Annotated in this window: 24 protein-coding genes; 15 read left to right on the forward strand and 9 right to left on the reverse strand. The window is 62.7% G+C overall.

Annotation, left to right across the window (positions count from 1 at the left end):
- The first annotated feature begins 220 nt into the window (after positions 1–220).
- From BM216_RS08790 to BM216_RS08800, 3 genes are all read left to right on the forward strand, one after another.
- On the forward strand, positions 221–682 hold the full coding sequence (locus BM216_RS08790; RefSeq protein WP_143102759.1) for a hypothetical protein: 462 nt from the start codon (positions 221–223) through the stop codon (positions 680–682).
- 51 nt (positions 683–733) lie between these two features.
- The gene (locus BM216_RS08795) at positions 734–1,108 is read left to right on the forward strand and encodes a CopM family metallochaperone (protein WP_092998031.1); all 375 of its coding nucleotides are present in this window, start codon (positions 734–736) and stop codon (positions 1,106–1,108) included.
- A 79-nt stretch (positions 1,109–1,187) separates the two neighbouring features.
- Positions 1,188–1,898 (forward strand): HAD family hydrolase, encoded by a 711-nt coding sequence (locus BM216_RS08800; RefSeq protein ID WP_092998512.1) that lies wholly within the window; start codon positions 1,188–1,190, stop codon positions 1,896–1,898.
- 39 nt (positions 1,899–1,937) lie between these two features.
- On the opposite strand, the gene BM216_RS08805 is transcribed toward BM216_RS08800, so the two are convergent.
- Positions 1,938–2,561, reverse strand: coding sequence for a DNA-3-methyladenine glycosylase I (locus BM216_RS08805; protein WP_092998034.1), 624 nt, complete (start codon positions 2,559–2,561; stop codon positions 1,938–1,940).
- Positions 2,562–2,793: 232 nt separating this feature from the next.
- On the opposite strand from BM216_RS08805, the gene BM216_RS08810 reads away from it, so the two are divergent.
- The 3 genes from BM216_RS08810 to BM216_RS08820 all read left to right on the forward strand — a co-directional run bounded on the left by BM216_RS08810 (position 2,794) and on the right by BM216_RS08820 (position 5,308).
- A complete protein-coding gene (locus BM216_RS08810) occupies positions 2,794–3,651 on the forward strand; it encodes a L,D-transpeptidase (RefSeq protein WP_092998037.1) in 858 nt (285 codons plus the stop codon).
- Between the two features lie 155 nt (positions 3,652–3,806).
- On the forward strand, positions 3,807–4,490 hold the full coding sequence (locus tag BM216_RS08815; protein WP_092998040.1) for a L,D-transpeptidase: 684 nt from the start codon (positions 3,807–3,809) through the stop codon (positions 4,488–4,490).
- A gap of 155 nt (positions 4,491–4,645) precedes the next feature.
- Positions 4,646–5,308: an outer membrane protein gene (locus tag BM216_RS08820; protein ID WP_092998043.1), complete on the forward strand. Its 663-nt coding sequence runs from the start codon at positions 4,646–4,648 to the stop codon at positions 5,306–5,308.
- 136 nt (positions 5,309–5,444) lie between these two features.
- Here the strand turns inward: BM216_RS08820 and glcF are convergent, their stop codons facing one another.
- From glcF to BM216_RS08840, 3 genes are all read right to left on the reverse strand, one after another.
- A complete protein-coding gene (glcF, locus tag BM216_RS08825) occupies positions 5,445–6,743 on the reverse strand; it encodes a glycolate oxidase subunit GlcF (RefSeq protein ID WP_092998046.1) in 1,299 nt (432 codons plus the stop codon).
- Positions 6,744–7,038: 295 nt separating this feature from the next.
- On the reverse strand, positions 7,039–8,262 hold the full coding sequence (locus BM216_RS08830) for an FAD-binding protein (RefSeq protein ID WP_092998049.1): 1,224 nt from the start codon (positions 8,260–8,262) through the stop codon (positions 7,039–7,041).
- 292 nt (positions 8,263–8,554) lie between these two features.
- The gene (locus tag BM216_RS08840; RefSeq protein WP_092998052.1) at positions 8,555–9,988 is read right to left on the reverse strand and encodes an FAD-linked oxidase C-terminal domain-containing protein; all 1,434 of its coding nucleotides are present in this window, start codon (positions 9,986–9,988) and stop codon (positions 8,555–8,557) included.
- Positions 9,989–10,366: 378 nt separating this feature from the next.
- Between BM216_RS08840 and BM216_RS08845 the strand changes: the two genes are divergently transcribed.
- From BM216_RS08845 to BM216_RS08860, 4 genes are all read left to right on the forward strand, one after another.
- Complete coding sequence (locus BM216_RS08845) at positions 10,367–10,885, forward strand: NUDIX hydrolase (protein ID WP_244530124.1); 519 nt, start codon at positions 10,367–10,369, stop codon at positions 10,883–10,885.
- Positions 10,886–11,008: 123 nt separating this feature from the next.
- On the forward strand, positions 11,009–12,514 hold the full coding sequence (locus tag BM216_RS08850) for an inorganic phosphate transporter (RefSeq protein ID WP_092998055.1): 1,506 nt from the start codon (positions 11,009–11,011) through the stop codon (positions 12,512–12,514).
- Between the two features lie 12 nt (positions 12,515–12,526).
- On the forward strand, positions 12,527–13,264 hold the full coding sequence (locus tag BM216_RS08855; RefSeq protein WP_092998058.1) for a 16S rRNA (uracil(1498)-N(3))-methyltransferase: 738 nt from the start codon (positions 12,527–12,529) through the stop codon (positions 13,262–13,264).
- Positions 13,265–13,418: 154 nt separating this feature from the next.
- Positions 13,419–14,792 (forward strand): glutamate--cysteine ligase, encoded by a 1,374-nt coding sequence (locus BM216_RS08860; protein ID WP_092998061.1) that lies wholly within the window; start codon positions 13,419–13,421, stop codon positions 14,790–14,792.
- Between the two features lie 241 nt (positions 14,793–15,033).
- Here BM216_RS08860 and BM216_RS08865 read toward each other — a convergent pair whose 3' ends face one another.
- A complete protein-coding gene (locus BM216_RS08865; RefSeq protein WP_092998064.1) occupies positions 15,034–15,351 on the reverse strand; it encodes a DUF1127 domain-containing protein in 318 nt (105 codons plus the stop codon).
- A gap of 241 nt (positions 15,352–15,592) precedes the next feature.
- On the opposite strand from BM216_RS08865, the gene BM216_RS08870 reads away from it, so the two are divergent.
- The 3 genes from BM216_RS08870 to BM216_RS08880 all read left to right on the forward strand — a co-directional run bounded on the left by BM216_RS08870 (position 15,593) and on the right by BM216_RS08880 (position 18,068).
- Positions 15,593–16,543 (forward strand): LysR substrate-binding domain-containing protein, encoded by a 951-nt coding sequence (locus BM216_RS08870; RefSeq protein ID WP_092998067.1) that lies wholly within the window; start codon positions 15,593–15,595, stop codon positions 16,541–16,543.
- 19 nt (positions 16,544–16,562) lie between these two features.
- A complete protein-coding gene (locus BM216_RS08875) occupies positions 16,563–17,018 on the forward strand; it encodes a TM2 domain-containing protein (protein WP_092998070.1) in 456 nt (151 codons plus the stop codon).
- A 114-nt stretch (positions 17,019–17,132) separates the two neighbouring features.
- Positions 17,133–18,068 (forward strand): hydrogen peroxide-inducible genes activator, encoded by a 936-nt coding sequence (locus BM216_RS08880; RefSeq protein WP_092998073.1) that lies wholly within the window; start codon positions 17,133–17,135, stop codon positions 18,066–18,068.
- Here the strand turns inward: BM216_RS08880 and BM216_RS08885 are convergent.
- On the reverse strand, positions 18,065–18,961 hold the full coding sequence (locus tag BM216_RS08885; RefSeq protein ID WP_092998076.1) for a dienelactone hydrolase family protein: 897 nt from the start codon (positions 18,959–18,961) through the stop codon (positions 18,065–18,067). The two genes, BM216_RS08880 and BM216_RS08885, sit on opposite strands and share 4 nt — an antisense overlap.
- Before the next feature lie 102 nt (positions 18,962–19,063).
- Entirely contained in the window at positions 19,064–19,483 is a 420-nt protein-coding gene (locus BM216_RS08890; protein ID WP_092998079.1) for an MAPEG family protein, read from the reverse strand.
- Positions 19,484–19,566: 83 nt separating this feature from the next.
- Here BM216_RS08890 and BM216_RS08895 point away from each other — a divergent pair, with 83 nt between their 5' ends.
- The gene (locus BM216_RS08895) at positions 19,567–19,959 is read left to right on the forward strand and encodes a VOC family protein (protein WP_092998082.1); all 393 of its coding nucleotides are present in this window, start codon (positions 19,567–19,569) and stop codon (positions 19,957–19,959) included.
- A gap of 112 nt (positions 19,960–20,071) precedes the next feature.
- On the opposite strand, the gene guaB is transcribed toward BM216_RS08895, so the two are convergent.
- Together guaB and BM216_RS08905 are read right to left on the reverse strand one after the other, a co-directional pair.
- Entirely contained in the window at positions 20,072–21,565 is a 1,494-nt protein-coding gene (guaB, locus tag BM216_RS08900) for an IMP dehydrogenase (protein WP_092998085.1), read from the reverse strand.
- Between the two features lie 189 nt (positions 21,566–21,754).
- Positions 21,755–22,759 (reverse strand): MBL fold metallo-hydrolase, encoded by a 1,005-nt coding sequence (locus tag BM216_RS08905; protein ID WP_092998088.1) that lies wholly within the window; start codon positions 22,757–22,759, stop codon positions 21,755–21,757.
- A gap of 213 nt (positions 22,760–22,972) precedes the next feature.
- Here BM216_RS08905 and BM216_RS08910 point away from each other — a divergent pair, with 213 nt between their 5' ends.
- The gene (locus BM216_RS08910; RefSeq protein ID WP_092998091.1) at positions 22,973–24,382 is read left to right on the forward strand and encodes a DHA2 family efflux MFS transporter permease subunit; all 1,410 of its coding nucleotides are present in this window, start codon (positions 22,973–22,975) and stop codon (positions 24,380–24,382) included.
- Positions 24,383–24,384 lie beyond the last annotated feature (2 nt).

Consider the following 24,384-nt stretch of genomic DNA (forward strand, 5'->3'; position numbering starts at 1 on the left):
TGATCCACCCGACGTGCATACGGAGTTCGGACAGGGCGACAAGCTCCAGTTGCCTTCTCCCCAGCGGGGAGAAGGTGGCCCGAAGGGTCGGATGAGGGGGAGCCTACGGTAAACGTGCTACCGCGCAGCGCCTCATCGCCTCGCTAGCGCTCCGGCACTTCTCCCCGCTGGGGAGAAGACGATCGTCTCACCGCTGCAGTCCTTACACGATCAGCGTTACGTGAACCGACACCCCGTTGATTTCAACGCCTGGGCACATATTTTCAGCGGCATGAAACGCCTCGCCGCCACGATGATGTTTGCCGCCTGGCTCCTCTACGGGGCCATGCCTGCCATGGCGATGCCGGGAATGACGACCATGTCGATGGCGCCGCAGCCGGCAGCGGAAGCCGCGCACGACCACGGCCAGCATCACGACATGAGCGGCGGCACCGGGCAGCCGCTTGCAAATCCGGTGCAGGCCGATCACCCCAGCCATGCCCATAATGACAGGTCAAAGCCCTGTCCGCATGGCAGCGGCAAGGGATGCGTGGCGCCGTTTTGCGCAGCCTGTCTCGTGCTTCTGCCCGATATTGCCCTTGCCGATACGGGCCGCTTCATCCATCCGACACCCGTTCCGCAAGACGCGCCCTCGCTCGTTATTTCCGCGGCTCGACCGCCGATACCTCCGCCCCGCGCCTGATCGACCGATACGCATATCGAAAGATCACTCATAAGGACGAGGAGGTATCCCATGTCCAGGACCACTATTACCGCAGCCGTGATTGCGCTGCTTGCTGTCCCATCCTTCGTTTCGGCCCAGGAGATGAAGGGCCACGACCATTCGAAGATGCAGATGGATTCGGGCGGCGACAGCGCCTCGACCAAGGCGTTCAAGGCCGCCAATACCAAGATGCATGAGGGCATGGCGCTCGAATTCAGCGGCGATGCCGATATCGACTTCACCCGTGGCATGATCGCCCATCACCAGGGCGCAATCGACATGGCCAAGGTCGAGCTCGAATATGGCAAGGACGCGCAGCAGCGCAAGCTGGCGGAAGAGATCATCAAGGCGCAGGAACAGGAAATCGCCGAGATGCAGGCCTGGCTGAAGGCGAAAGGCCAGTAAGAGACTGAAGCGCCGGGAAAGCTTGCCGCTTGCCCGGCGCCACCATCTCCCCCATATGATACCGGCGGAGGCAGAGATCATGCGCCCGATTACCGCCATCGGCTTCGATGCCGACGACACGCTCTGGCAGAACGAACAATATTACCGGCTGACGGAAGAGCATTTTCAGGCCCTGCTCGGGGACTTCGCCGAGGGTGCGGATATTTCCGCGCGTCTGCTGGAGGCCGAGAAGCGCAACCTTTCCCAATACGGTTTCGGCATCAAGGGTTTTACGCTCTCGATGATCGAGACGGCGCTCGAGGTGACCGACTGCCAGGTGCCGGCAGAGACGATCGGCAAGATCCTCAATATCGGACGCGATCTCCTGCGCCACCCGGTCGAATGCATGCCCCATGTCGAGGAGACGCTGGAGGCGCTGAACGGGCACTATCTGCTGGTGATGATCACCAAAGGCGACCTGTTCGACCAGGAGCGCAAGCTCGCCCAATCAGGCCTCGGCGATTATTTCGACGCCGTCGAGATCGTCTCGGACAAGAGCGCCACAACCTATCGCCGGATCTTCCAAAAGGTGGCGGACGGGCCGGAACGGGCGATGATGGTCGGCAATTCACTGAAATCCGACATCGTGCCGGCGATCGCCGCCGGCGCCTATGGCGTCTTCATTCCCCATGCGCTGACCTGGGTTCTGGAACATGTCGATGCACCGGAGGATGCGCCGCGCTTCCGCCAGATCGAACATCTGGGCGAGCTTTCCGGCGTTCTGGAAAAGATCATCTCCTCCCAGGCATGACAGTCTGCGAAAACCGCTTCACGCCTTTCGGCGTCATGCCTATGGCCGCTTGAACTTCAGCCGCGCCTCGTCGACCTCGCGCTGGCAGAAGCAGCCGTCGAGGTGGTCGTTGACCATGCCCATCGCCTGCATGAATGCATAGACGGTGGTCGGACCGACGAAGGTCCAGCCGCGCTTCTTCAGGTTCTTGGACAGCGTGACGGAGACAGGCGTCGTCGGGTTGGCGCGCAGCGTGTCGAGGTCCAGCACCGCAGGGCGGGTGTCGCTGCCCGGCTCGAAGCTCCAGAAAAATTTGGCGAGCGAGCCGAATTCAGCCTTCAGCTCGATGGCGCGGCGGGCATTGTTGATGGTCGAGACGATCTTGCCGCGATGGCGGATGATGCCGGCATCCGCGACCAGCCGCTCGATATCGTCTTCGCCGAATTCAGCGACCCTGTTGAAATCGAAGCCGGCAAAGGCCGCACGAAAGTTCTCGCGCTTTCTGAGGATCGTCAGCCAGGACAGGCCGGACTGGAAACCTTCGAGGCAGATCTTTTCGAAAAGGCGGAAATCGTCGGTGACCGGCCGGCCCCATTCCTCGTCGTGATAGCGGCGGTAATCCTCCAGCCCACCATGCCAGAAGCAGCGCCCCCTGCCGTCCTCGCCCACGATGATGCCGGCCATTTCCTTCTCCCAAACCATTCATAGTCCCAATCATTAACAGCAGCGGCACGCGGTTTAGTATCAAGCAACCATATTTCCAAACCGGCAGGTAACCCTGCCGAAAGCTATATCGGATTCGGGAGGCGAAAGCCGCCACCCGTTTACCATTCCCTTTGAGCTTGCATTCACCATCAGCGCCAACGGGCTCGATATTTCCAGGGCCTTTTCGGTGATTGTAACGAGTGGATCCGACATGAAGGCGAAACTTCTCCTGGCGCTGGGCTTGGCCGCGCTCTTTTCTACGTCCGCATTGGCAAACGACCGCTATCGCGAACGGCCGCCGGTCATGGTCAGCCCGGATCTGGCCGCCCCGTGGCTGATGCAGCTCGGCGCCCAGCAGAATTCGAGAGCCACGCAGCAGCGCCGGGTCTACCAGCAGCAGCCGCGCCAGATGAAGCCGCAGGTCGTCACCGGCCAGCGCAACTATCTCCCGGCAGCGCCCAGCCGCCCGGGTGCCGGCCGTTCGGCCGTCAGCCAGCAGGCCGAACAGCGCCAGCCCTCTTTCGGTCCCGGCGTGCGTCGCGGCATCTTCGGCAACAGCTCCAATGTCCAGCAGGCGGCGGTGCGCCCCAACAGGGCCGTTCGCAGCCAGATCGAGGCTCAATTCCTGCCGCAGGCCGTCGCCTATGACACGACGGAAAAGGCAGGCACGATCGTGATCGACACCAACAACCGCTTTCTCTATCTCGTGCAGGGTAACGGCCAGGCGATGCGCTACGGCGTCGGCGTCGGCAAGCCGGGCTTCGAATGGGCCGGCGAACACCGCGTGACCCGCAAGGCCGAATGGCCGAGCTGGGTTCCGCCGAAGGAAATGATCAGCCGCGAGGCGGCCAAGGGCCACTACCTGCCTGCCCGCATGGACGGCGGACCGGAAAACCCGCTCGGTGCCCGTGCCATGTATCTCGGCTCGACGCTCTACCGTATCCATGGCACCAACGCGCCCTGGACGATCGGCAGCGCCGTCTCTTCCGGCTGTATCCGCATGCGCAACGAGGACGTGACCGACCTCTACGGCCGCGTCGATGTCGGCACCAAGGTCATCGTGATGTAATCTTCGGCTTCGACAGAATATGTGGCCTGATCGACACGATCAGGCCATTTTCTTATCTGTCGGGCAATCACATTCGTCTTTCCTTATCTTGCCGCCTTGGAAAAGCCGCGACATCTTGCCCGGGTTTTTCATGAAACTTTGCAAGTGGGGTAAGGATGAATTCGCGTAAACTGCTGATGGCGGTCGTCGCCGTGATGTTTGCGGTGGTTGGCACCGCTGCACCGGTCGAGACCGCAAGCGCCCAGTCGCAGACGACGGCGAGCGATGTCGCGCCGAAGGTGCGCAACAAGGAAGTCCCGGGCAAGTTCAAGCGCCGCAGCGTGCGCTTTGCCACCAACGAGGCACCCGGCACGATCATCGTCGATACCAACAACAAGTTCCTCTATTATGTCGAAGGCCAGAACCGCGCGACCCGTTACGGTATCGGCGTCGGCCGCGAGGGCTTCGGCTGGTCCGGCGTCGTCTCGATCGGCCGCAAGGCGGAATGGCCGACCTGGACGCCGCCGGCTGAAATGCGCGCCCGCGAGGCACGCCGCGGCATCAAGCTGCCGGCCGTCATGCCGGGTGGCCCGGAAAACCCGCTCGGCGCCCGCGCCATGTATCTCTACAAGGGCGGCCGCGACACGATCTTCCGCATCCACGGCACCAACCAGCCCTGGTCGATCGGCCTCAACCTGTCGTCCGGCTGCATCCGCATGATGAACAAGGACGTCGAGCATCTCTATGCCCGCGCGCCTGTCGGCTCCAAGGTCGTCGTCATCGGCCCCGGCTCGAAGCCGGGCGACGTCGCCTTCCAGGACCGCGGCCTCGACATCTTCCGCACCATCTTCGGCGGCTGATCGAAAGTTGCCAGGGAAAGGCGGCAGCGGCCGCCTCTCCCGCACTCTCGCCAGGATGCAAGAATGGCGAGTGATACCCAAATGACACAAGCCGGTTACACGCCTGTCACCTCCCCGCGCTATGCGGGTGCATCGACAGTCGATCGGGCCGGCTCATGCGCACATTTGCTTCAGCACTTTTCTCTTCCGCAGCTTTTCTGACGCTTTTTTCCGTACCCGCCTTTTCCGGCGATTTCGAAATATCCGGCTATGGCGGCTACCAGTTTTCGCCCCATAGCGACGTGACGATTTCCGACGGGGCCGACTTTACCGCCGGGTGGGACACAAAGCCCTTCCAGAGCCCTCCCTATTGGGGCGTGCGCGCCACCTACTGGTTCGACGAGGGGCGTCTGGCCAACTGGGGCGTATCGCTCGACTATACCCATGCCAAGGTCTATGCCGACGGCGAGACGCTGGACAAGAGCGGCTTCGACCATTTCGAATTCACCGACGGCCTCAACCTCGTGACACTGAACGCGCTCTACCGGTTCGACATCGAGGGCAGCAAATGGGCGCCCTATCTCGGCGCCGGTGTGGGCCTCAACATTCCGCATGTGGAAGTGACGCGCGCCAGCGGCCGCACCTTCGACTATCAGGTCGGCGGCGCCACCCTCCAGGCCCAGGCCGGCGTGCGCTACCAATTCACCGAGAACTGGTCGGCATTTGCCGAATACAAGGGCAACTATTCCTTCGTCGACGTCGATATCGACAATGGCGCGACGCTCGAAAGCGACATCATCACCAATGCGATCAATCTCGGGATTTCCTATAAGTTCTGAGGAGTTTCAGGTGTCCGTCTCCCGCATTCCTGTGACATTCCGTGGGCGCAGCCCGAGGGCACAGGGATGAGGGTAGAGAATGACGCAGCGTCTCGCTTCGTTTGCACCATGCGCCAGGCATGACGACGCGGGCGAACTAGCCCTTCAATTTCCCCGGCTTCGGCCCACCATAGGCCCAATCCAGCAGCTCGATCGTATGGACGATCGGGATGGCGGTGCCCGAGCCGATCTGGGTCATGCAGCCGATATTGCCGGTGGCGATGATGTCGGGCTTCGTCGCCTCGATATTCTTCACCTTGCGAACCTTCAGCTGCGCGGAGATTTCCGGCTGCAGGATGTTGTAGGTGCCGGCCGAGCCGCAGCAGAGATGGCCTTCGGCCGGATCGCGAACGGCGAAGCCCGCGGCCTTCAAGAGCAGTTTCGGCGCCATGGTGATCTTCTGACCGTGCTGCATCGAGCAGGCCGAGTGATAGGCGACCGTTAGCCGCTTTGGCTCCTGCGGCAGCAGGTCCAGCGTCGCCAGATATTCAGTGATGTCCTTGGCGAGCGCCGAGATCCGCGCTGCCTTTTCCGCATAGGCGGGATCGAGGCGCAGCATGTGGCCGTAGTCCTTGATCGTCGTGCCGCAGCCGGAGGCGGTGATGATGATGGCGTCGAGACCACCCTTCTCGATCTGCCGCGTCCAGACATCGACATTGCGGCGGGCAAAGTCGAGGGCCTCGTTCTCGCGGCCCATGTGGTGGACGAGCGCGCCGCAGCAGCCCTCGCCTTCCGGCACCACCACCTCGATGCCGAAACGGGCCAGCAACCGGATCGTCGCCTCATTGATGCCGGGATCGAGCACCGACTGGGCACAGCCGGCAAGGATCGCCACCCGGCCGCGCCTGATCCCCTTGACCGGTTGAGCGCCACGCATGGCAGGTGACGCATTCCCCAGCGTCTTCGGTGCAAGCTCCAGCATGGCACCGAGCGGCTGCAGCGCCTTGACCCGTTTGATCAGCGGCGCGAAAGGCCGACCGAATTTCGCCAGCGTCAGGGCGGCGCGGAAGCGCGCCGGATAGGGCAGCACCGCGGCAAGCAGGCTGCGCAGCAAGCGGTCTGCAAGCGGCCTCTTGTATGTATTCTCGATATGGATGCGGGCATGGTCGACCAGGTGCATGTAGTCGACGCCCGAGGGACAGGTGGTCACGCAGGACAGGCAGGAGAGACAGCGGTCGATATGGGTGACCACCTCTTCATCGGCGTCCCGGCCATTTTCCAGCATGTCCTTGATCAGATAGATGCGCCCGCGCGGGCTGTCTAGCTCGTTGCCCAGCGTGACGTAGGTGGGACAGGTGGCAGTGCAGAAGCCGCAATGCACGCAGCGCCGCAGGATCTTTTCGGATTCGGCGACATGCGGGTCTTCGAGCTGTTCGGGGGTGAAGGAGGTTTGCATCAGGAGAGCCCTCGCGGAATGGAGGGGGCGGGCCGGTTTCTGGCATCGGGGCTTTCTGCAGGCGGTCCATAGCTGCTGCTCCGGGTTTCACACCCCCCTCTGCCCTGCCGGGCATCTCCCCCACAAGGGGGGAGATTACAAGCGGCACGACCTTCGCCCGGCTCTTCATTCTTACAGGCAACTAAAACCAGACTCGATTGGGGCAACACGGTGCGCCCAGCTGATCTCCCCCCTTGTGGGGGAGATGCCCGGCAGGGCAGAGGGGGGTGTTGCAACGCCAACAAAGTCATGTCCATCACCCCATCTTCCCCGGACCGAAAATCCCGGCCGGGTCGAGCTTTGCCTTGACGCGCGCCGAAAGCGCCGCCACCGCGTCGGGCTGCGGCTCGAAGGTCGGCGCCTCGGCACGCACCACCTCCGACGCCCGGATCAGCGTCGCGTGGCCGCCGCCGAAGGCGCGGATCATGCGGCGCAGGAGATCCCCTTCGGCTTCCGCCTCCATCCGCATCCAGACGAGACCGCCCTGCCAGTCGTAGAAGGCGTCGATGCCCGCCTCCAGCCGAAGGGCGGCCACAAGCTGGGCACCGGCGGAAGGCGCAACGGAGACGCGCCAAAGCGGCTTCTCGCTGCCGTCGGCATAGGCGTGGACGTCCCGGATTTCGCGCCAGAGGATGCGGCTTTCGTCCACCCCGAGCCGGGCAACCGGGCCGAATGCTTCCATGATGGCGGCAAGCTTTTGCGCGCGTACCTCGACGGAGGCGGTAAGGCCTTCCAGCCGCAGGACGGTCGCTTCCCCGCCTCCCGGCTCTTCAGGCAATGCACCGCCGAGAAATCGCGAACGGACACTGGCCGGCAGATGGGCGGCGCCGGAAACTTCCACCGGCAGTGCCATGGCCGCCGCCATCGCCTTTGCCGCCGTCTGGTCGTCCAGGCCGAAAATGACGATCGTCTGCGTCATCGGCGGCACGGGCAGGACGCGGAAGGTGACTTCGGTGAGGAAGCCGAGCGTGCCCTGCGAGCCAGCCAGTAGTTTTACCAGATCGAGGCCGGTGACGTTCTTCATCACCCGGCCGCCGGCGCGGATGATCTCGCCGCGGCCATTGACGAAGCGGATGCCGAGCAGGCTGTCACGGGCAGCCCCTGCCACGAAGCGGCGCGGGCCGGAGACATTGGCAGCGAAAACACCGCCGATGGTCGGTTCGACGGATGGATTTCCGTGAGGCCCGAGGATGCCGCGATGATCCATCGGTTCGAAGGCCATCATCTGGCGGTTCGCGGCAAGTGCCTGCTCGACCTGCGCCACGGGCGTTCCAGCCTTCACCGTCATCACCATTTCGGCCGGATCGTAATCGACCATGCCGGAAAGGCTGCGGGCGCTGATCGGCTCCACATTGCCGGACCTCGCCGGCAAGCGGGCGAGGCCACGGGTATTGCCGCCGCAGATGGACAGGTGTTTGCCATCAGCTGCGGCATTGCGGATGACATAGGCGGCATCGGCTTCGGAATTGGGGATCAGCATGCGGAAGGCATCCCCTTCCGGCGGTCCGCTCCCGAGCCGTCTCTGAGTTGGCTCCGATGAGCGTTGGCGGGTGGCAGCCCCCCTCTGCCCTGCCGGGCATCTCCCCCACAGGTGGGGAGATCACAAGTGGCCCGACCATCGCCCAGTCCATCAAACGGATCAGTGCACGCCATCTCACCCAGTATCGATTGGACTTGGACGCTGCGCCCAGCTGATCTCCCCCCTTGTGGGGGAGATGCCCGGCAGGGCAGAGGGGGGTGGGCGACAGATGAGACGGAAGCCAACCCAACCATCATCCCCTCCCCTCCAGCGGAAACACCTTGGACGGGTTCAAAATCCAGTCCTCGTCGAAGGCGGCGCGGACGGCCATCTGCTGGTTGAGTTCCGCCTGGGTGTATTGATGGCGCATGAGGTCGCGCTTTTCGATGCCCACGCCGTGTTCGCCGGTCAGGCAGCCGCCGGCGTCGACGCAGAGTTTTAGGATCTCGTTGCCCGCCTCTTCCGCCTTCATCGCCTCTTCCGGATCATTGGCGTTGAACAGGATCAGCGGGTGCATGTTGCCGTCTCCCGCGTGAAAGACGTTGGCGACGCGCAGGCCGAAACTGTCGGTGATCTCCGACGTCTTCTTCAGGACATAGGAGAGCTTGCCGAGCGGCACGGTGCCGTCCATGCAGATATAGTCGGCGATGCGGCCCGTGGCGCCGAAGGCGGATTTGCGGCCCTTCCAGATCAGTGCCGCTTCGGTCGCCGACTGGCATTCGCGCACCGTCATCACCTCATGGCGGCGGGCGATCTCGACGATGTTTTCCAGCACCGCATCCATCTCGGCCTCGGAGCCCTCGACCTCGACGATGAGAAGCGCGCCGACATCGAGCGGGTAGCCTGCCTTGGCGAAGGCCTCGCAGATCTCGATTGCCGGCTTGTCCATGAATTCGATCGCGACGGGGATGATGCCCGAGGCGATGATGCCGGCAACGCAGGCGCCCGCCTGTTCCGACGTGGCGAAACCGAAGAGGACGGGGCGCGCCCCTTCCGGCCTGGCGATCAACCGGACGGTCGCCTCGGTCACGATACCGAGCTGGCCTTCCGAGCCACAGACGAGGCCGAGCAGGTCATAACCCGCCGCATCCAGATGCTTGCCGCCGAGCTCGATCACCTGGCCATCGACCAGGACGAGCTTGACGCCGAGCAGGTTGTTGGTGGTAACCCCGTATTTCAGGCAGTGGGCGCCGCCGGAATTCATGCCGATATTGCCGCCGATCGTGCAGGCAAGCTGCGAGCTCGGATCGGGCGCATAAAAGAATCCGTCGACGGCGACCGTGTCCGAAATGTTGAGGTTGGTGACGCCGGCCTGCACCGTGGCAGTGCGGTTGGCATAATCGAGTTCGAGAATGCGGGCCATGCGCGACAGGCCGAGCACGACCGCATCCTCCTGCGGGATCGCGCCTCCCGACAGCGAGGTGCCGGCGCCGCGCGGCACGACGGGTATGCCGTTCTCGTGACAATATTTCATCACCGCCGCCACCTGCGAGGTGGTACGCGGCAGGACAACGGCGAGCGGCAGGCGGCGGTAGCTGATGAAGGCATCCGTCTCGAACGGGACCAGTTCGCGGCCCTCATGGATGACGCAATCCGCCGGCAGGATGCCCGCGAGATCGGCAATGATGGCCGCGCGGCGCGACAGGACCTCGCTCCTTGGCGGCAGAAATTGAATGGCCTCCGGCATGCATTCCTCCTCGCATCCCAAATCGGAACCTAACGCATCGATCGCAAAATCGAAAACCGATTTTCGGAGGTGATTTGATCGGTTTTCCCAAATCGCGACATGCCTCCTGTCCCGCAGTCGACCAGGGGACCGACCGCGCGAAATTATTCGGGGAAAAGTCGTTTCGGGACCACCGACATATGCATTTTCGCCATAGTCCCGGGAAAATTGAACAGCTGTGCAATAACCTGTTGACGCGCCCGCCCGACGCACCCACTTATATTTAGCCGGACAAAGGCTTTAACGAGTGATTCACGATCAAAATCGTTGGCGACGCCTCGTTAATCCCGGCGCAAGCATTATATTAGAAAAATAACACTTTCGGAGGTGTTTTCGAAATTGGGCCTAGTCAAACGGATTGCCAGCAATCTTCGTCTCATGGTGCAGCGACCGCCGCGCCAGCAATATGCTGCGCTCTGCTATCGCACGAAGAAGAATGGCGAACCCGAAGTTCTGGTGGCGACCAGCCGTGATACCGGCCGCTGGGTTATCCCCAAGGGCTGGCCCATGGAAAACAGGAAATCGCACCAGGTGGCCGAGCAGGAAGCCTTCGAGGAAGTGGGCGTGAAGGGCAAGGCCGAAAAGGCTGCGTTCGGCTTCTACCACTACAACAAGGGCCTCGATAACGGACTGAAAGTTCCGGTGCGCGTGCAGGTGCATCTGCTGAAGGTCGAAGACTGCGTGAAGAACTTCAAGGAAAAGGGCGCGCGACGGATCGAGTGGGTCTCCTGCCAGGAGGCTGCCGAGCGGGTTAACGAGCCAGAACTGAAGATCCTGATGCTGGAGTTTTCCGAGCGGATGCGGCCGAAGACACCGGCCACCCCTGTGGTTACGCCCGCCGTCAAGTTCGCCAACTAGAACCCAAGCCGTCCGGGCGCGGCAAATTCCACACGCATCACAATCTTTTCGCAAGCGAATGCTAAACGACGGGTCCAGTGATCCGGGCGCCGCTTGTGCCCTCTCTGCCGATCAAAGAACAAAATGGGCCAAAGAAATCCGCGTCTGGCCAAGCCGACGCTCGACAAAGACCTGGAGAAACTCTCCTCCGTCGAGGATGCCGCCCGGCAGGCGTCGCGCGGACTGGCGGCGCCCGGCACGGCGCTGCTGTTCATCATCCTCACCGCGATCTTCGCCGCGTCCTATGTCACGGGCACGCCCGGTGCGGTGATCATCGTCGCCGCGGCCGCGCTCGCGGGCTACATGGCGATGAATATCGGCGCCAATGACGTGACCAACAATATCGGCGCGGCCGTCGGCGCGCGAGCGATGACGATGGGCTTCGGCCTGGCGCTCGCAGCGGTTTTCGAGATCGCCGGCGCGGTGCTTGCCGGTGGCGGCGTGGTCCATACGATCGCCAGCGGCATCATGGACGATACGCTGGTCGCCAACCCCAGTGTGCTGATCTGGGCGATGATGGCGGCGATGCTGTCTGCCGCCGTGCTGATCAATATCGCCACCTGGGCCGGAGCGCCGGTCTCCACCACCCACTCCATCGTCGGGGGAGTGATGGGCGCCGGCATCGCTGCCGCAGGCTTCGGCGCGATCAACTGGGGCATGGTTGTCGGCATCACCGCGAGCTGGATCCTCTCTCCCCTTCTCGGCGGACTGATCGCCGCCGGCTTCCTGCTGCTCGTCAAGGAGACGATCATCTACCGGGAGGACAAGATCGCCGCGGCCAAGACCTGGGTGCCGGTTCTGGTCGGCACGATGGCGGGAGCGTTTGCGGGCTATCTGGCGCTGATCGGCTTCGACCAACTCCTGGAGCGATCGCCCCTCAAAGCTACCGCGATCGCCGTCATCACAGGCGCGATTACCTGGCGCGCGCTGATCCCGATCATCGCCCGGCAGGCCGAAGGGCTGGAAAACCGCAACCAGTCGCTCAGAAAACTGTTCCGCATCCCCCTCATCCTGTCGGCGGCACTGATGTCCTTCGCGCATGGGGCGAACGACGTCTCCAACGCAATCGGGCCGCTGGCGGCCATCGTTTCGGCGGCACAGAGCGGCATCCATGGCGTTCTCAAGGTGCCGCTCTGGGAACTCGTCATCGGCGGCCTCGGCATCTCGCTCGGGCTTCTGCTCTACGGCCCGAAGCTGGTGCGACTGGTTGGCGCCGAGATCACCAAGCTCAATCCGATGCGCGCCTATTGCGTATCGCTGTCGACGGCGCTAACCGTGATCGTCGCCTCCTGGGGCGGGCTTCCGGTGTCATCCACCCATATCGCCGTCGGGTCGGTGTTCGGCGTCGGGCTTTTCCGTGAATGGTACACGCGCCATTCGAAACGCCGTTTCGAATACATGCGGGTCAGAGCCGGCAAGGATCCGGACGCGACCGAGCCTTTCGAACGCAATGACGACGAGCTGCGGCGCCGCTACCTGGTCAGGCGCTCGCATATGCTGAGCATCGTCGCAGCCTGGATGATCACGCTTCCGGCCGCGGCAGGCCTTGCGGCGATCATCGCGACGGTTATGTTCGCGCTGTTCTTGTAAGGATTGAGATCAGTGCGCGCCAATTTTCGCCTGCAACGGCTTTTCGTCGATACTCCACTCGCGCTTCACACGAAGCACGAGGTTTCGTCGGAGCAGTTCAACTATCTCGCAAACGTGCTGCGGCTCGAGGCCGGGGCAAACGTGCTGCTGTTCAACGGGCGCGACGGCGAGTGGCTGGCCGAGGTGACCTTCCCGAGCCGCAAGAAGATCGTACTGGAACCGACCGAGCAGACGCGGCCGCAGCCGGAGCCTTCCGACCTGCATTATCTGTTCGCGCCGCTGAAGGTCGGCCGGCTGGAGTATCTGGTGCAGAAGGCTGTTGAGATGGGCGCCGGCGTTCTGCAGCCGGTGATGACCCAGCACGTGCAGGGCAAGATCACCAATCTCGACCGTCTGCGCGCGAATGTCGCCGAGGCGGCGGAGCAGTGCGGCATATTGTCGATCCCCGAGGTTTCCGAGCCGCGCAAGCTCGCAGGTGTGCTCGAGCGCTGGCCGGCCGACCGGCGCATCATCTTCTGCGACGAGGGCGACGAGGGTCAGAACCCGCTGCCGGTTCTGGCCGGAGTTAGTGAACGGAAGCTCGCGCTTCTGGTCGGGCCGGAAGGTGGCTTTTCGGAAGAAGAACGGGCACTGTTGCGTTCGCTGCCCTTCGTCACCGCCATCCCGCTCGGACCACGTATCCTGCGGGCGGATACCGCTGCGGTTGCAGCGCTTGCCGTCATCCAGGCGGCAATCGGCGACTGGCAGTGAACACGGCTGCAACACTGCGCCAGTATTTCTGAAATGATCTTGAAACAAATTCGCTTGCACAGCAGATGAATTCGGTTCAAGCAGCCGGACGTTCCTCCGCATCTTTCACCCAGATGCGGCGTCCAGACTAAGGCATTCGACCAGGGTAATTTTCATGGCGCGTGATACGACCGACCAGACACCGCTTTCCTCGGTGTCCGAGCTTTCCGCTTATCTGGCACAGGGCTCGCGCCCGAAAGACAAATTCCGTATTGGCACCGAGCACGAGAAGTTCGCCTTCTTCCGCAAGGATAACAGCCCCGTGCCTTACCACGGCGAGGCCAGCATTTCCGCGCTCCTGAAGGGCATGCAGGAAAAGCTCGGTTGGGAGCCGATCATGGACGGCGACAACATCATCGGGCTCGGCGAACAGTCCGGCATGGGGGCGATCTCGATCGAGCCCGGCGGCCAGTTCGAACTTTCCGGCGCGCCGCTGGAGACGATCCACGAGACCTGTCGCGAATCCAACCGGCACCTTGCGCTGGTGAAGGAAATCGCCGAGCCGATGGGCATCGGCTTCCTCGGCCTTGGCGGCAGCCCGAAATGGTCTCTTTCCGAGACCCCGCGCATGCCGAAATCCCGCTACGACATCATGACCCGCTACATGCCGAAGGTCGGCACCAAGGGTCTCGACATGATGTACCGAACCTGCACGATCCAGGTGAACCTCGACTTCTCGTCGGAAGAAGACATGGCGCGCAAGATGCGCGTGTCGATGAAGCTGCAGTCAATCGCGACGGCGCTGTTTGCCTCTTCGCCGTTTACCGAAGGCCGCCCGAACGGGCTCGTCTCCTGGCGTGGCGACATCTGGCGCGACACCGACAACCAGCGCTCGGGCACGCTGCCCTTCGTCTTCGACGCCGGTTTCAGCTTCGATGATTATGTCGAATGGGCGCTCGACGTGCCGATGTATTTCATCGTCCGCGACGGCAAGTACAAGGACTGCACCCACGTCACGTTCCGCCAGTTCATGGATGGCGCGCTGAAGGGCGAGGTTGCCGACTGGCAGCCGAACATGGGCGACTGGACGAACCACCTATCGACGCTGTTCCCCGACGTTCGCCTAAAGCGCTTCCTCGAAATGCGCGGCGCCGATGGCGGTCCGTGGCGCCGCATCTGCGCCCTGCCGGCCTTCTGGGTCGGCCTGCTCTATGACGATGCCGCGCTTGCCGATGCCGAAACGCTGACCGCCGACTGGACCTTCGAGGACGTTACCGCCATGCGCGACGCCGTGCCGGCGGAAGGTCTGAAGGCGACGATCAAGGGCCGTTCGGTTCTGGACGTTTCCCGCGATGCCGTCTCGATCGCCAGAGCCGGCCTCAAGTCGCGCGCGCGGCTGAACGGCGAAGGCCAGGACGAAAGCATCTTCCTTCAGCCGCTCGAAGAAGTGCTGGCGAAGAAGGCGACCATGGCGGAAGACCTGCTCTCGCTCTTCAACGGCCGCTGGAACGGGTCGGTCGAGCCGGCGTTCAAAGATTACCAGTATTAATTAAAGGCAAGATGGCTGGCGCGGACATGCGCTTCCTCTCCTCATTCCTGTGCTCGTCACAGGGATGAGGGAGAGTGGGGCGGGCCGTCGCGCCAAAAGCCAGGCTTGCGCAAGCTTCCAATTCTCCACCAACCGACCACATAAAAAAAGCCCGGCGCGGATCGTCCGGCCGGGCAAGGGGCAGGGTTATTGGCTATCACCCTGCGGGGAAAATCGTCAGATGCCGAATTGAGGCACGCGGTCAGCGTCTGGCGGGGCGCTTGAACCGCGTGCGGGCGCGTTCGCGGGCCGCCCGTGCCAGAAGCAGGGACGGATCGTCCAGCGCGCCGGACTGATCGAGTGCTGCGACGACATCACGGCGGCTAAGTCCGATATCGTCGAGCATTCGATCGTCAAAGTCCGAAAGTCGGTTCGCTGCCACGCGATTGCGGAAGGCACGCCATGCGGACTTGATGCGCACCAGCATGGTCGTGGCCATAATGGTCTGGGCAGAGACGACGGAGCCGACGCCCCGGGCCTGAACAAGCTTGATCTCGGTTCCGCATTCGGTCGTGCTCATCGGAATATCCTTTCATCGGGCACGGGTAAGACTTTCCAGCCGCAACGGATGCGGTCGGATTGTCAGGTGATGCTGCGCATTCCGGATGCCTGCGCGTGACCTACACATCCTTTCGGATGCATGGACGCTGCTGCGAGGAACGCCTTTCTTTTAGAATTGCACACGTTATCGGCGAATCTTATTGATCAGTCCAACGAATGTTTTTAATGATCATCATCAAACACACTGATGGATGACCGCCATGTCTGCGCCTCTCGACATCGACCAGTTGCATACCTTCATCGCCATCATCGACACCGGCAGCTTCACCAAGGCTGCGGACAGGGTGTTCAAGACCCAATCGGCCGTCTCCATGCAGATGCGCAGGCTGGAGGAGCGGATCGGCAAACAGCTGTTCGCAAAGGATGGGCGCGGCAACCGGCTGACGGCCGAGGGCGAGAAGCTGATGAACTATGCCCGCCGGATCATCCGCCTCAACAACGAGGCGATCGCCGCCTTCGACGACAACCGCCTTGAAGGCACGATCCGGATCGGCACGCCGGACGATTATGCCGACCGCTACATGCCGGAAATCATCGGGCGGTTCGCCAAGACCCATCCCAATGTCGAGCTCTATATCGTCTGCGAACCCTCGGTCAGCCTCGGCGAGAAGATGGCGCGCGGCGAGCTCGATATCGCGCTCGTCACCCACAATCCGCGCCAGCGCATGTCCGACGTGGTGCGCACCGAGCCGCTCTGCTGGGTCGCATCGGCCAACCATCCGCTGAAGGACGACGCGCCGGTGCCGCTCGCCGTCGGGCGCCGCGACTGTCTGTGGCGGCAGCTTGCCTGCTCGGCGCTCGATGCCGACGGGCGCGAATATCAGGTGCTGTTCACCAGCTGGTCCTCCACCGTGGTCGCGGCCGCGGTGCTTGCCGGCATGGCGGTATCCGTCCTGCCGGAATCGGCGCTGCGCCCGGGCATGAAGGTGCTGACGGCCGCCGACGGTTTTCCGCCCCTGCCGCCGGTGCAGATCGGCCTGATGAAGCGACCGGGACTTTCCGTCTCGCTGATGAACGCGATCACCGACCATATCACCGCCTGCCTCGACAACATCTCGCCGGCCGCCGTGCCGGAAGAATTGGAAGGCGACCTGAAAGGCTTTGCCCGCCAGCCGCGGGCACGATCGGGCCAGGTGATGACGGGATGGTGAGGCTCCCTGGGAGCGACTGTTGAGATTTCCTCGCACGAAAAGCCGCAAGCCAGCCTTCGCGGAGGACGAGATCGTTCGCTCCTACGAAACGCATCCGCGTTATCTTGAAGAGCGGAAATCCTTATCGCACGCATATTACAGACAGATACGATACGGACACGGATGGCTAGGGTCACACCGGCGCTATCTGGGCTACCGCCGTTCCGGCAACATCCAGGCGCTGCTGACCTGCCTTCTGTTTCTCACTGTCTTCACCCTGGGGCATACCTATCTGTTTTTCGGCATCTTCGCGCCGGTATTCGCCTGGTTCATCATCGATCTCTTCCTCCTGCCCGGCATGACGCGCAGCGCAAACCAGCGCCTTTTGCGGCAGATTGCCCACGAAGAGGGCGGACTTCCCTATAGCGACCCTGAACAGGCATCATCCTCCACACCGGGAGATCCTCAAAGATCGGACAAACCTGCGACCCAATAGGGCGACGACACGGACGATCGTTGAAACAACCCGCAGGTTTGCACTTGAACGACGGGGTACCGTCTCATAATTTCCAGCAGCGACCTTGGTCATTTTCAATCAGGAAAACCTATCATGCTGACATTGCGGCAGATGCGCTATTTCGAGGCGCTGGCGACGACGCGGCATTTCGGGCGGGCGGCGGCGCTGGTGCATGTCAGCCAGCCGGCCTTGTCCTCGCAGATCATGGAGATGGAGGATCATCTCGGCATCAAGCTGGTGGAGCGCAGCCGCGCGGGCGTGCTGTTGACGCCGAAGGGGGCGGAGGTGTTGCGGCGCATCCATATCATCCTCGGCGAGGTCGAACGGCTGGAGGAGACGGTGCGCGAGCGCGGCGGGCTTTTGGGCGGGCTGATCCGCATCGGCATCATACCGACCGTCGCGCCCTATCTGGTGCCGCATCTGGTGCCGCATCTGCGGGAAAATTTTCCGGCAATCGAGATCGAGCTGAAGGAGGCGGTGACCGACCGGCTGGTCGCGGAACTGGCCGACGGCAGGCTGGATGCGGTCATCGCCGCGCTGCCTGTCGAAGCGGACAATATCGAATCGAGGGTGCTGTTCTCCGACCGCTTCTTCATGGCGGTGGCGGATAATGATCGCGATATCCTGACCTCGCCGCTGACCGAAGCGCAGGTGGATGCCGAGCGGCTTCTGCTTCTGGAGGAGGGCCATTGCCTGCGCGATCAGGCGCTGGCCGTCTGCGGCACGGCCGGACGGCGCAGCCTCGTCAATTTCGGCGCCACCTCGATGGCGACGTTGCTGCAGATGGTGTCCCACGACATGGGGATGACGCTGATCCCGGAAATGGCGATCTCATCCGAGACTGCCCGCAACAACCTGCGCATCGTGCCCTTTGCCGACCCGGCACCTTCGCGCGAGATCGGGCTGATCTGGCGCAGGTCCAGCAGCCGCGCCGAGGATATGGCGGCGCTCGCCGATGCCATCATAGCCTGCGCGCCGCCGGCAGGCGGCACCGCAGGCCCCGCTCAGCCGAAAGCAGCCGTCGTCTAGGACAGATATTTCTTGAAGAACTCGACGGTCCGGCTCCAGGCGAGATCGGCGGCGGCCTTGTCGTAGCGGGCGGCAGACGTATCGTTGTTGAAGGCGTGGTTGACGCCCTCGTAGACGAAAATCTCGAAGGTCTTGCCGTTCTTCTCCAGCGCCTCGCGATAGGCGGGGATGCCGGCATTGATGCGCTCGTCGAGGCCGCCATAGTGGAACATCAGCGGCGCCTTGATGGCCGGAACATCGTCGGCTTTCGGCTGGGCACCGTAATAGGCCACGCCGGCATTCAGGTCGGGCGAATGGACGGCGAAATTGTTGACCGTTCCGCCGCCCCAGCAGAAGCCGACGGCGCCGACCTTGCCGTTGGCGCCATCGATGCCGGCAAGATATGTCCGGGCCGCTTCGGCATTGGCGGCCGTGTCCACGGCATCGAGGGTGGAAAACATCTGCCGGGCCTGATCTTCGTCTGCCGGCGTGCCGCCAAGCGGCGAAAGGAAATCCACCGCCAGCGCGTTGAAGCCTTCTAGCGCCATGCGGCGGGTGATATCCTTGATATGATTGTTGAGGCCGCGGTTCTCGTGAATGACGATGACGCCGCCGCGCGGGCCGGTGGCCGATTTCGGGCGCACCAGATAGCCCCTCATCATCACGCCCTTGGTGCCGGGAAAGGTAACGTCCTCGATCGCCAGGCGATCGTCGGTATCCGGCACGATCTCAGCCCTCGCGCCATCGGCGGCGAGCATCGGGGCAATCGCAGCTGCCGCAGCACCGGAGCCCGCAAGCACGCTCAGCCGCTCCATGAACTTGCGGCGATCGAGATGAAGATGGGTGTATTCGTCATAGGCGCTGATCATCGCCTGGGTGATCTTCGGGGTTTCCCCGCTGCCTTCCTTTTCCATTGCTCGGCTCCTCGTCCGGACGGAATTCCGAACGAAGCCTACAGCCAATGGAGGCCGGGGAAGCTACACGTGTTCGTGAAAGCCTGCCCCGACCCACAGGGATCAGTTGAGCGCCAGCCAGACGGCAAGCCAGATCCACATCAGGATCAGGGTGAAGAAGCCGACGAGGAAGGCCGGGCGGCGGTAGCGCAGCCGGTTGTTGGTCAGGTGCACCCAGACATGCACATAGCGGGAGACGACGAAAAGCCAGCCGAGCGCGACCGTTCCCCAATTGTCTGCCGTCGAGGCATAGAGCGTCAGGCTGACGGCATAGAAGAGCACGGGCAGTTCGAACTGGTTCTTGATGCTGTTATGAACGAGCAGGCTTTCCGGCGGCTCCTCGCGGTTCTCGCGGAACTGGCTGGCCTTGGCGCTGCCGCGCGTTACCGCGAAGGTGCGTTTTACAGACAGAAGCCAGTAGAGGAAAAAGACGAGCGCCGCATGGGCGATCATCGGCCAGAGCGTTGCATTGGTGGAAAGCATGGGGTCTCCTAATAATGCGAAGAGCAATAGCCTTTGAATGCTTTGGAGACAACGGCGCTTACAGAAGAACCGGGGGAGTTTCAGTGTCCATCATCAGCCACATCACCTTGGGAACCAACGACAAGGCTCGATCGGCAACATTCTATGACGCGGTTCTGGGAGCTATCGGCTTTGCCCGGTTGCCCAAACCGCCCGAGAAGCCGCTTGCCTATGAGCGGGATGGCCAGATGCCGACCATCTACATCTACACTCCGGAGGATGGCCGCCCGGCGACATGGGGCAACGGAACGCACGTTGCCTTCATTGCCGAAACGAGATCGCAGGTCCATGCCTTCCACGACCATGCGCTGAACTGCGGCGGAACCAGCGAGGGGTCACCGGGTCCGCGACCGCATTACGGCCCGAACTACTACGCCGCCTATGTCCGCGATCCTGATGGCAACAAATTGCAGGCGGTCTGCTACTCCCCGGAGTAACTGGTAATCCTGGCCATGACGCCGGGGTGGTGCCCAAGCTGAAGACGGACCAGAAACAAAACGGCCGGACATTTCTGCCCGGCCGGAAATATGCTGAAGAGGTTCAGAGACCTCAGGAGCTGGCACCCGGATAGTTCGGGCTTTCACGGGTGATCGTCACGCCATGCGGGTGGCTTTCGCGCAGGCCGGCGCCGGAAATGCGCACGAAGGTCGCCTTGTCCTGGAAGTCCTTGATGTCCTTGCCACCGACATAGCCCATGGCGGCCTTTAGGCCACCGGCGAGCTGGTGCAGCACGGCCGAGACCGGCCCCTTGTAGGGGACCTGGCCCTCGATGCCTTCCGGCACGAGCTTCAGCGTGTCGCGCACTTCCGCCTGGAAGTAGCGGTCTGCCGAGCCGCGGGCCATGGCGCCAACGGAACCCATGCCGCGGTAAGCCTTGAAGGAACGGCCCTGGTAAAGGTAAACCTCGCCCGGGCTTTCATCGGTACCGGCGAGCAGCGAGCCGACCATGACGGCCGAAGCGCCGGCGGCGATGGCCTTGGCGAGATCGCCCGAGAACTTGATGCCGCCATCGGCGATGACCGGGATGCCGTGCTTGTTGGCTTCTTCAACCGAAGCCATCACCGCTGCGAGCTGCGGCACGCCGACGCCTGCAACGACGCGGGTGGTGCAGATCGAGCCCGGACCGATGCCGACCTTGATGCCATCAGCACCGGCATCGATCAGTGCCTTGGTGCCTTCAGACGTCGCGACATTGCCGGCGATGATGCGAACCGAGTTCGACATGCGCTTGGTGGCGGCAACGGCATCCAGAACCTTCTGGGAATGGCCATGGGCGGTATCGACGACGATGACGTCGACGCCGGCTTCGATCAGGCGCTCTGCGCGCTCGACGCCATCAGGCCCGGTGGAGATGGCGGCAGCGACGCGCAGGCGGCCATGGGCATCCTTGGCGGCGTTCGGGTTGAGCTGCGACTTCTCGATATCCTTGACGGTGATGAGGCCGATACAGCGGCCTTCATTGTCGACCACCAGCAGCTTTTCGATGCGGTGCGAGTGCAGCAGGCGCTTGGCTTCGCTCTGCTCGACGCTTTCCTTGACCGTGATCAGGTTGTCCTTCGTCATCAGTTCGAAGATCTTCTGCGAAGGGTCGGAAGCGAAACGAACGTCGCGGTTCGTCAGGATACCGACCAGACGACCCGGGCGGCCGCCGTTTTCGACGACCGGGATGCCGGAAATGCCATGCGCCTTCATCAGCGAGAGGGCTTCGGCGAGCGTCGCGTCGGGGCCGATCGTGACCGGATTGACGACCATGCCGCTTTCGAACTTCTTGACCTGGCGGACCTCTTCGGCCTGCTCGATCGGGGTCAGATTGCGGTGGATGACGCCCATGCCGCCCGCCTGGGCCATGGCGATAGCCAGGCGGCTTTCGGTGACGGTGTCCATGGCCGAAGATAGGATCGGCAGCGAAAGGTCGATGTCCTTGGCGATGCGGGTGGAGATATTGGTCTGCCCCGGCATGATTTCCGAGTGTCCCGGCTGAAGGAGGACATCGTCAAAGGTAAGCGCTTCTGCGCCGGTTGCCGAGATTACGATCCGAGCCATTGCCAATTCCTTCGGTTGAATAGGCAGAATCCTCCGGGAAAGGGAAAATCCCTGTCCGGCTTCTTCTGCATGAAATACATGGAAGTTGGCGAGGGCTGGTAACACGTTCATGACAGGAAGGGAACAGAAAAAACCCGAAGGGCTGCCCCTCCGGGTTTGCATGGCTCGCAATTCAGCCGTGAGCTCTCGTCAGATGTCGAACTGGTAGCTCTTCGGGACGAAGCGGTAGCCGGTTTCCTGCTTCTCCGCGTAGCCGACAGCCGGGAACGGCATGTGGTAGCCGAGGAAGGCGACCTTGTCGGTGGCGATCATGTCGAACACCTTCTTGCGCGTCGCAGCAGCAGCGGCCTTGTCCATGTCGAACTTCACTTCCCAATCCGGGCGCTGCAGCGACAGGACGAAGTGGTTGGCGGTATCGGCCGTCAGGATCAGGCGCTTGCCCTGCGATTCCACGTTGAAGATCAGCATGCCGGGCGTATGGCCGGCGGCGAGCATGCCGGTGATGCCGGGGACGACTTCGCCGCCGTCACCGATGAAGGTCATCTTTTCGGCGAGCGGCTTGACGTTGGCAAGCACGGCCTTCTGGTTGCCTTCGGCCGGCGTGCCGGCGCGGGCGGCATCGGTCCAGAAGTCGTATTCGGTCTGGCCGGTGATGTAGCTGGCATTCTCGAAGGCCGGCTTGCCGTCTTCCATCAGGCCGCCGATATGGTCGCCGTGAAGGTGGGTGAGCACAACCTTGGTGACATCCGCCGGCATGTAGCCCGCAGCCGCCATGCCTTCCACCAGGCGACCCGCGCCCATGGCGTGGCCGGCCTTGCCGAAGCCGGTGTCGAACAGGATGACGTCACTGCCGGTATCGATCAGCGTCGGGGAGAAGCTGTTGACGAACTGGTCGGTCGGCAGGAAGTTTTCGGCAAGCAGCGCGCCGACGGTCTCGGCCGACTGGTTGGTGCCGAAGGTCTCATTGGGCACGCCGGACGGACGCGCGCCGTCCTTGACGACGAGAACCTGGAAACCGCCGACCTTGAACTTGTGAATGTCGGGTGGGGTGACACGATCGATTGCCAATTCACTACTCGCTTTTGTGCTGTCCTGGGCAAATGCTGCCCGATTGCCGATGATTGCCGGGGCGGCGAGGATGGTGACACCTGCCGTACCAAGTAATGTTCGTCTTCCGATACCTTTTTCAACCATATCCCAAATCCCTCGCGACAGATCGTTTTGCCACGCCTATCTAACGCGCCGGCGAGAAAAGTAGACGACGCGGCGGGTGGAAAAGCCGCATTTCACGCAGACGTGACACCAGAACGAGAAAGCGCAGGATCGTCCTTGGCAGACGGGCATTAGAGGTTTACACCGCCCTCACCTCTTTCTTTCCGGGCCTGTCATCCCATGGCATCCGTCTCAATGAACCGCATCATTCCCCTCATCCTCGCCGTCGCGCTCTTCATGGAGCAGATGGATTCCACCGTAATTGCCACGGCGCTGCCGACGATCGCTCTCGATCTCGGTGTCAGCCCGATCACCCTGAAGCTGGCGCTGACCTCCTACATGGTGGCGCTCGCCATGTTCATTCCGATCAGCGGCTGGATGTCGGACAAGTTCGGGGCGAAGAAGATCTTCCGGCTGGCGATCCTGGTCTTCGTCATCGGCTCGGTGCTCTGCGCCATATCGGATTCGCTGATCCAGTTCGTACTGTCGCGCTTCCTGCAGGGGATGGGCGGGGCGATGATGACGCCAGTCGGGCGTCTCGTGCTGTTGCGCACCACAAGCCGCAGCGATCTCGTCTCCGCCATGGCACTGCTCACCATCCCGGCGCTGGTCGGGCCGCTGACGGGACCGCCGATCGGCGGGTTCATCACCACCTATTTCTCCTGGCACTGGATCTTCATCATCAACGTGCCGATCGGACTTGCCGGCATCTATCTGACCGGTGTCCACCTGCCGGACGTGCCGCCGATGGCAACCGAGCGGCTGGACTGGATGGGTTTCTTCCTGACCTCGGTCGCCGCTTCGGGCGTCGTCTTCGGGCTATCGGTGATCGGCCTGCCTGCCCTGCCACCGGCCGTGGGGATCAGCGCCACGATCGCAGGCTTTGTCGCCTCCTTCCTCTATGTGCGTCACGCCCGGCGGCATCCGCACCCGATCCTCAACCTGAAGATTTTCAACGATCGCGCGTTTCGGGCATCGACGAGCGGCGGCACGCTGTTCCGCATCGCGACCGGCGCCATCCCCTTCCTGATGCCGCTGATGCTACAGCTCGGTTTCGGGCTCAATCCGTTCCAGTCAGGCCTCATCACATTCGCCGGCGCCATCGGCGCGCTGACGGTGAAGTTCCTGGCCCGGCGGCTGTTTTCGCTTCTCGGCTTCCGCACGGCACTGCTCCTGGCCGGCCTGCTCGGAGCGGCGATGACGGCGGTCAACGGCTTCTTCACGCCCGAGACGCCGCATATCCTCATCATCGGCTCGCTGCTGGTGGCGGGGTTCTTCCGCTCGCTGTTCTTCACCGGCGCCAATGCGCTCGGCTATTCGGAAATCTCCGATCAGCTGGCAAGCCAGGCGACGTCCATGGCATCCGCCATGCAGCAGGTCAGCCTAGCACTCGGCGTGGCCTTTGCGGCCTTCATCCTGGAAATGTCGTCGGCGTATTCCGGCACGCATCTGCAGCTTGCCGATTTCCACATCGCCTTCTTGATCGTGGCGACGGTCTCGGTGTTTTCGATCGTGCCGATCTTCAATCTCGACCCTTTGACAGGAGCCGAGGTTTCCGGCCACCGCCGCGGAATGCGCGTCGTGCAGCCGGAAGCAGGCGAGTAAGG

Source organism: Rhizobium sp. NFR07 (assembly GCF_900111905.1).
Classification (GTDB): domain Bacteria; phylum Pseudomonadota; class Alphaproteobacteria; order Rhizobiales; family Rhizobiaceae; genus Neorhizobium.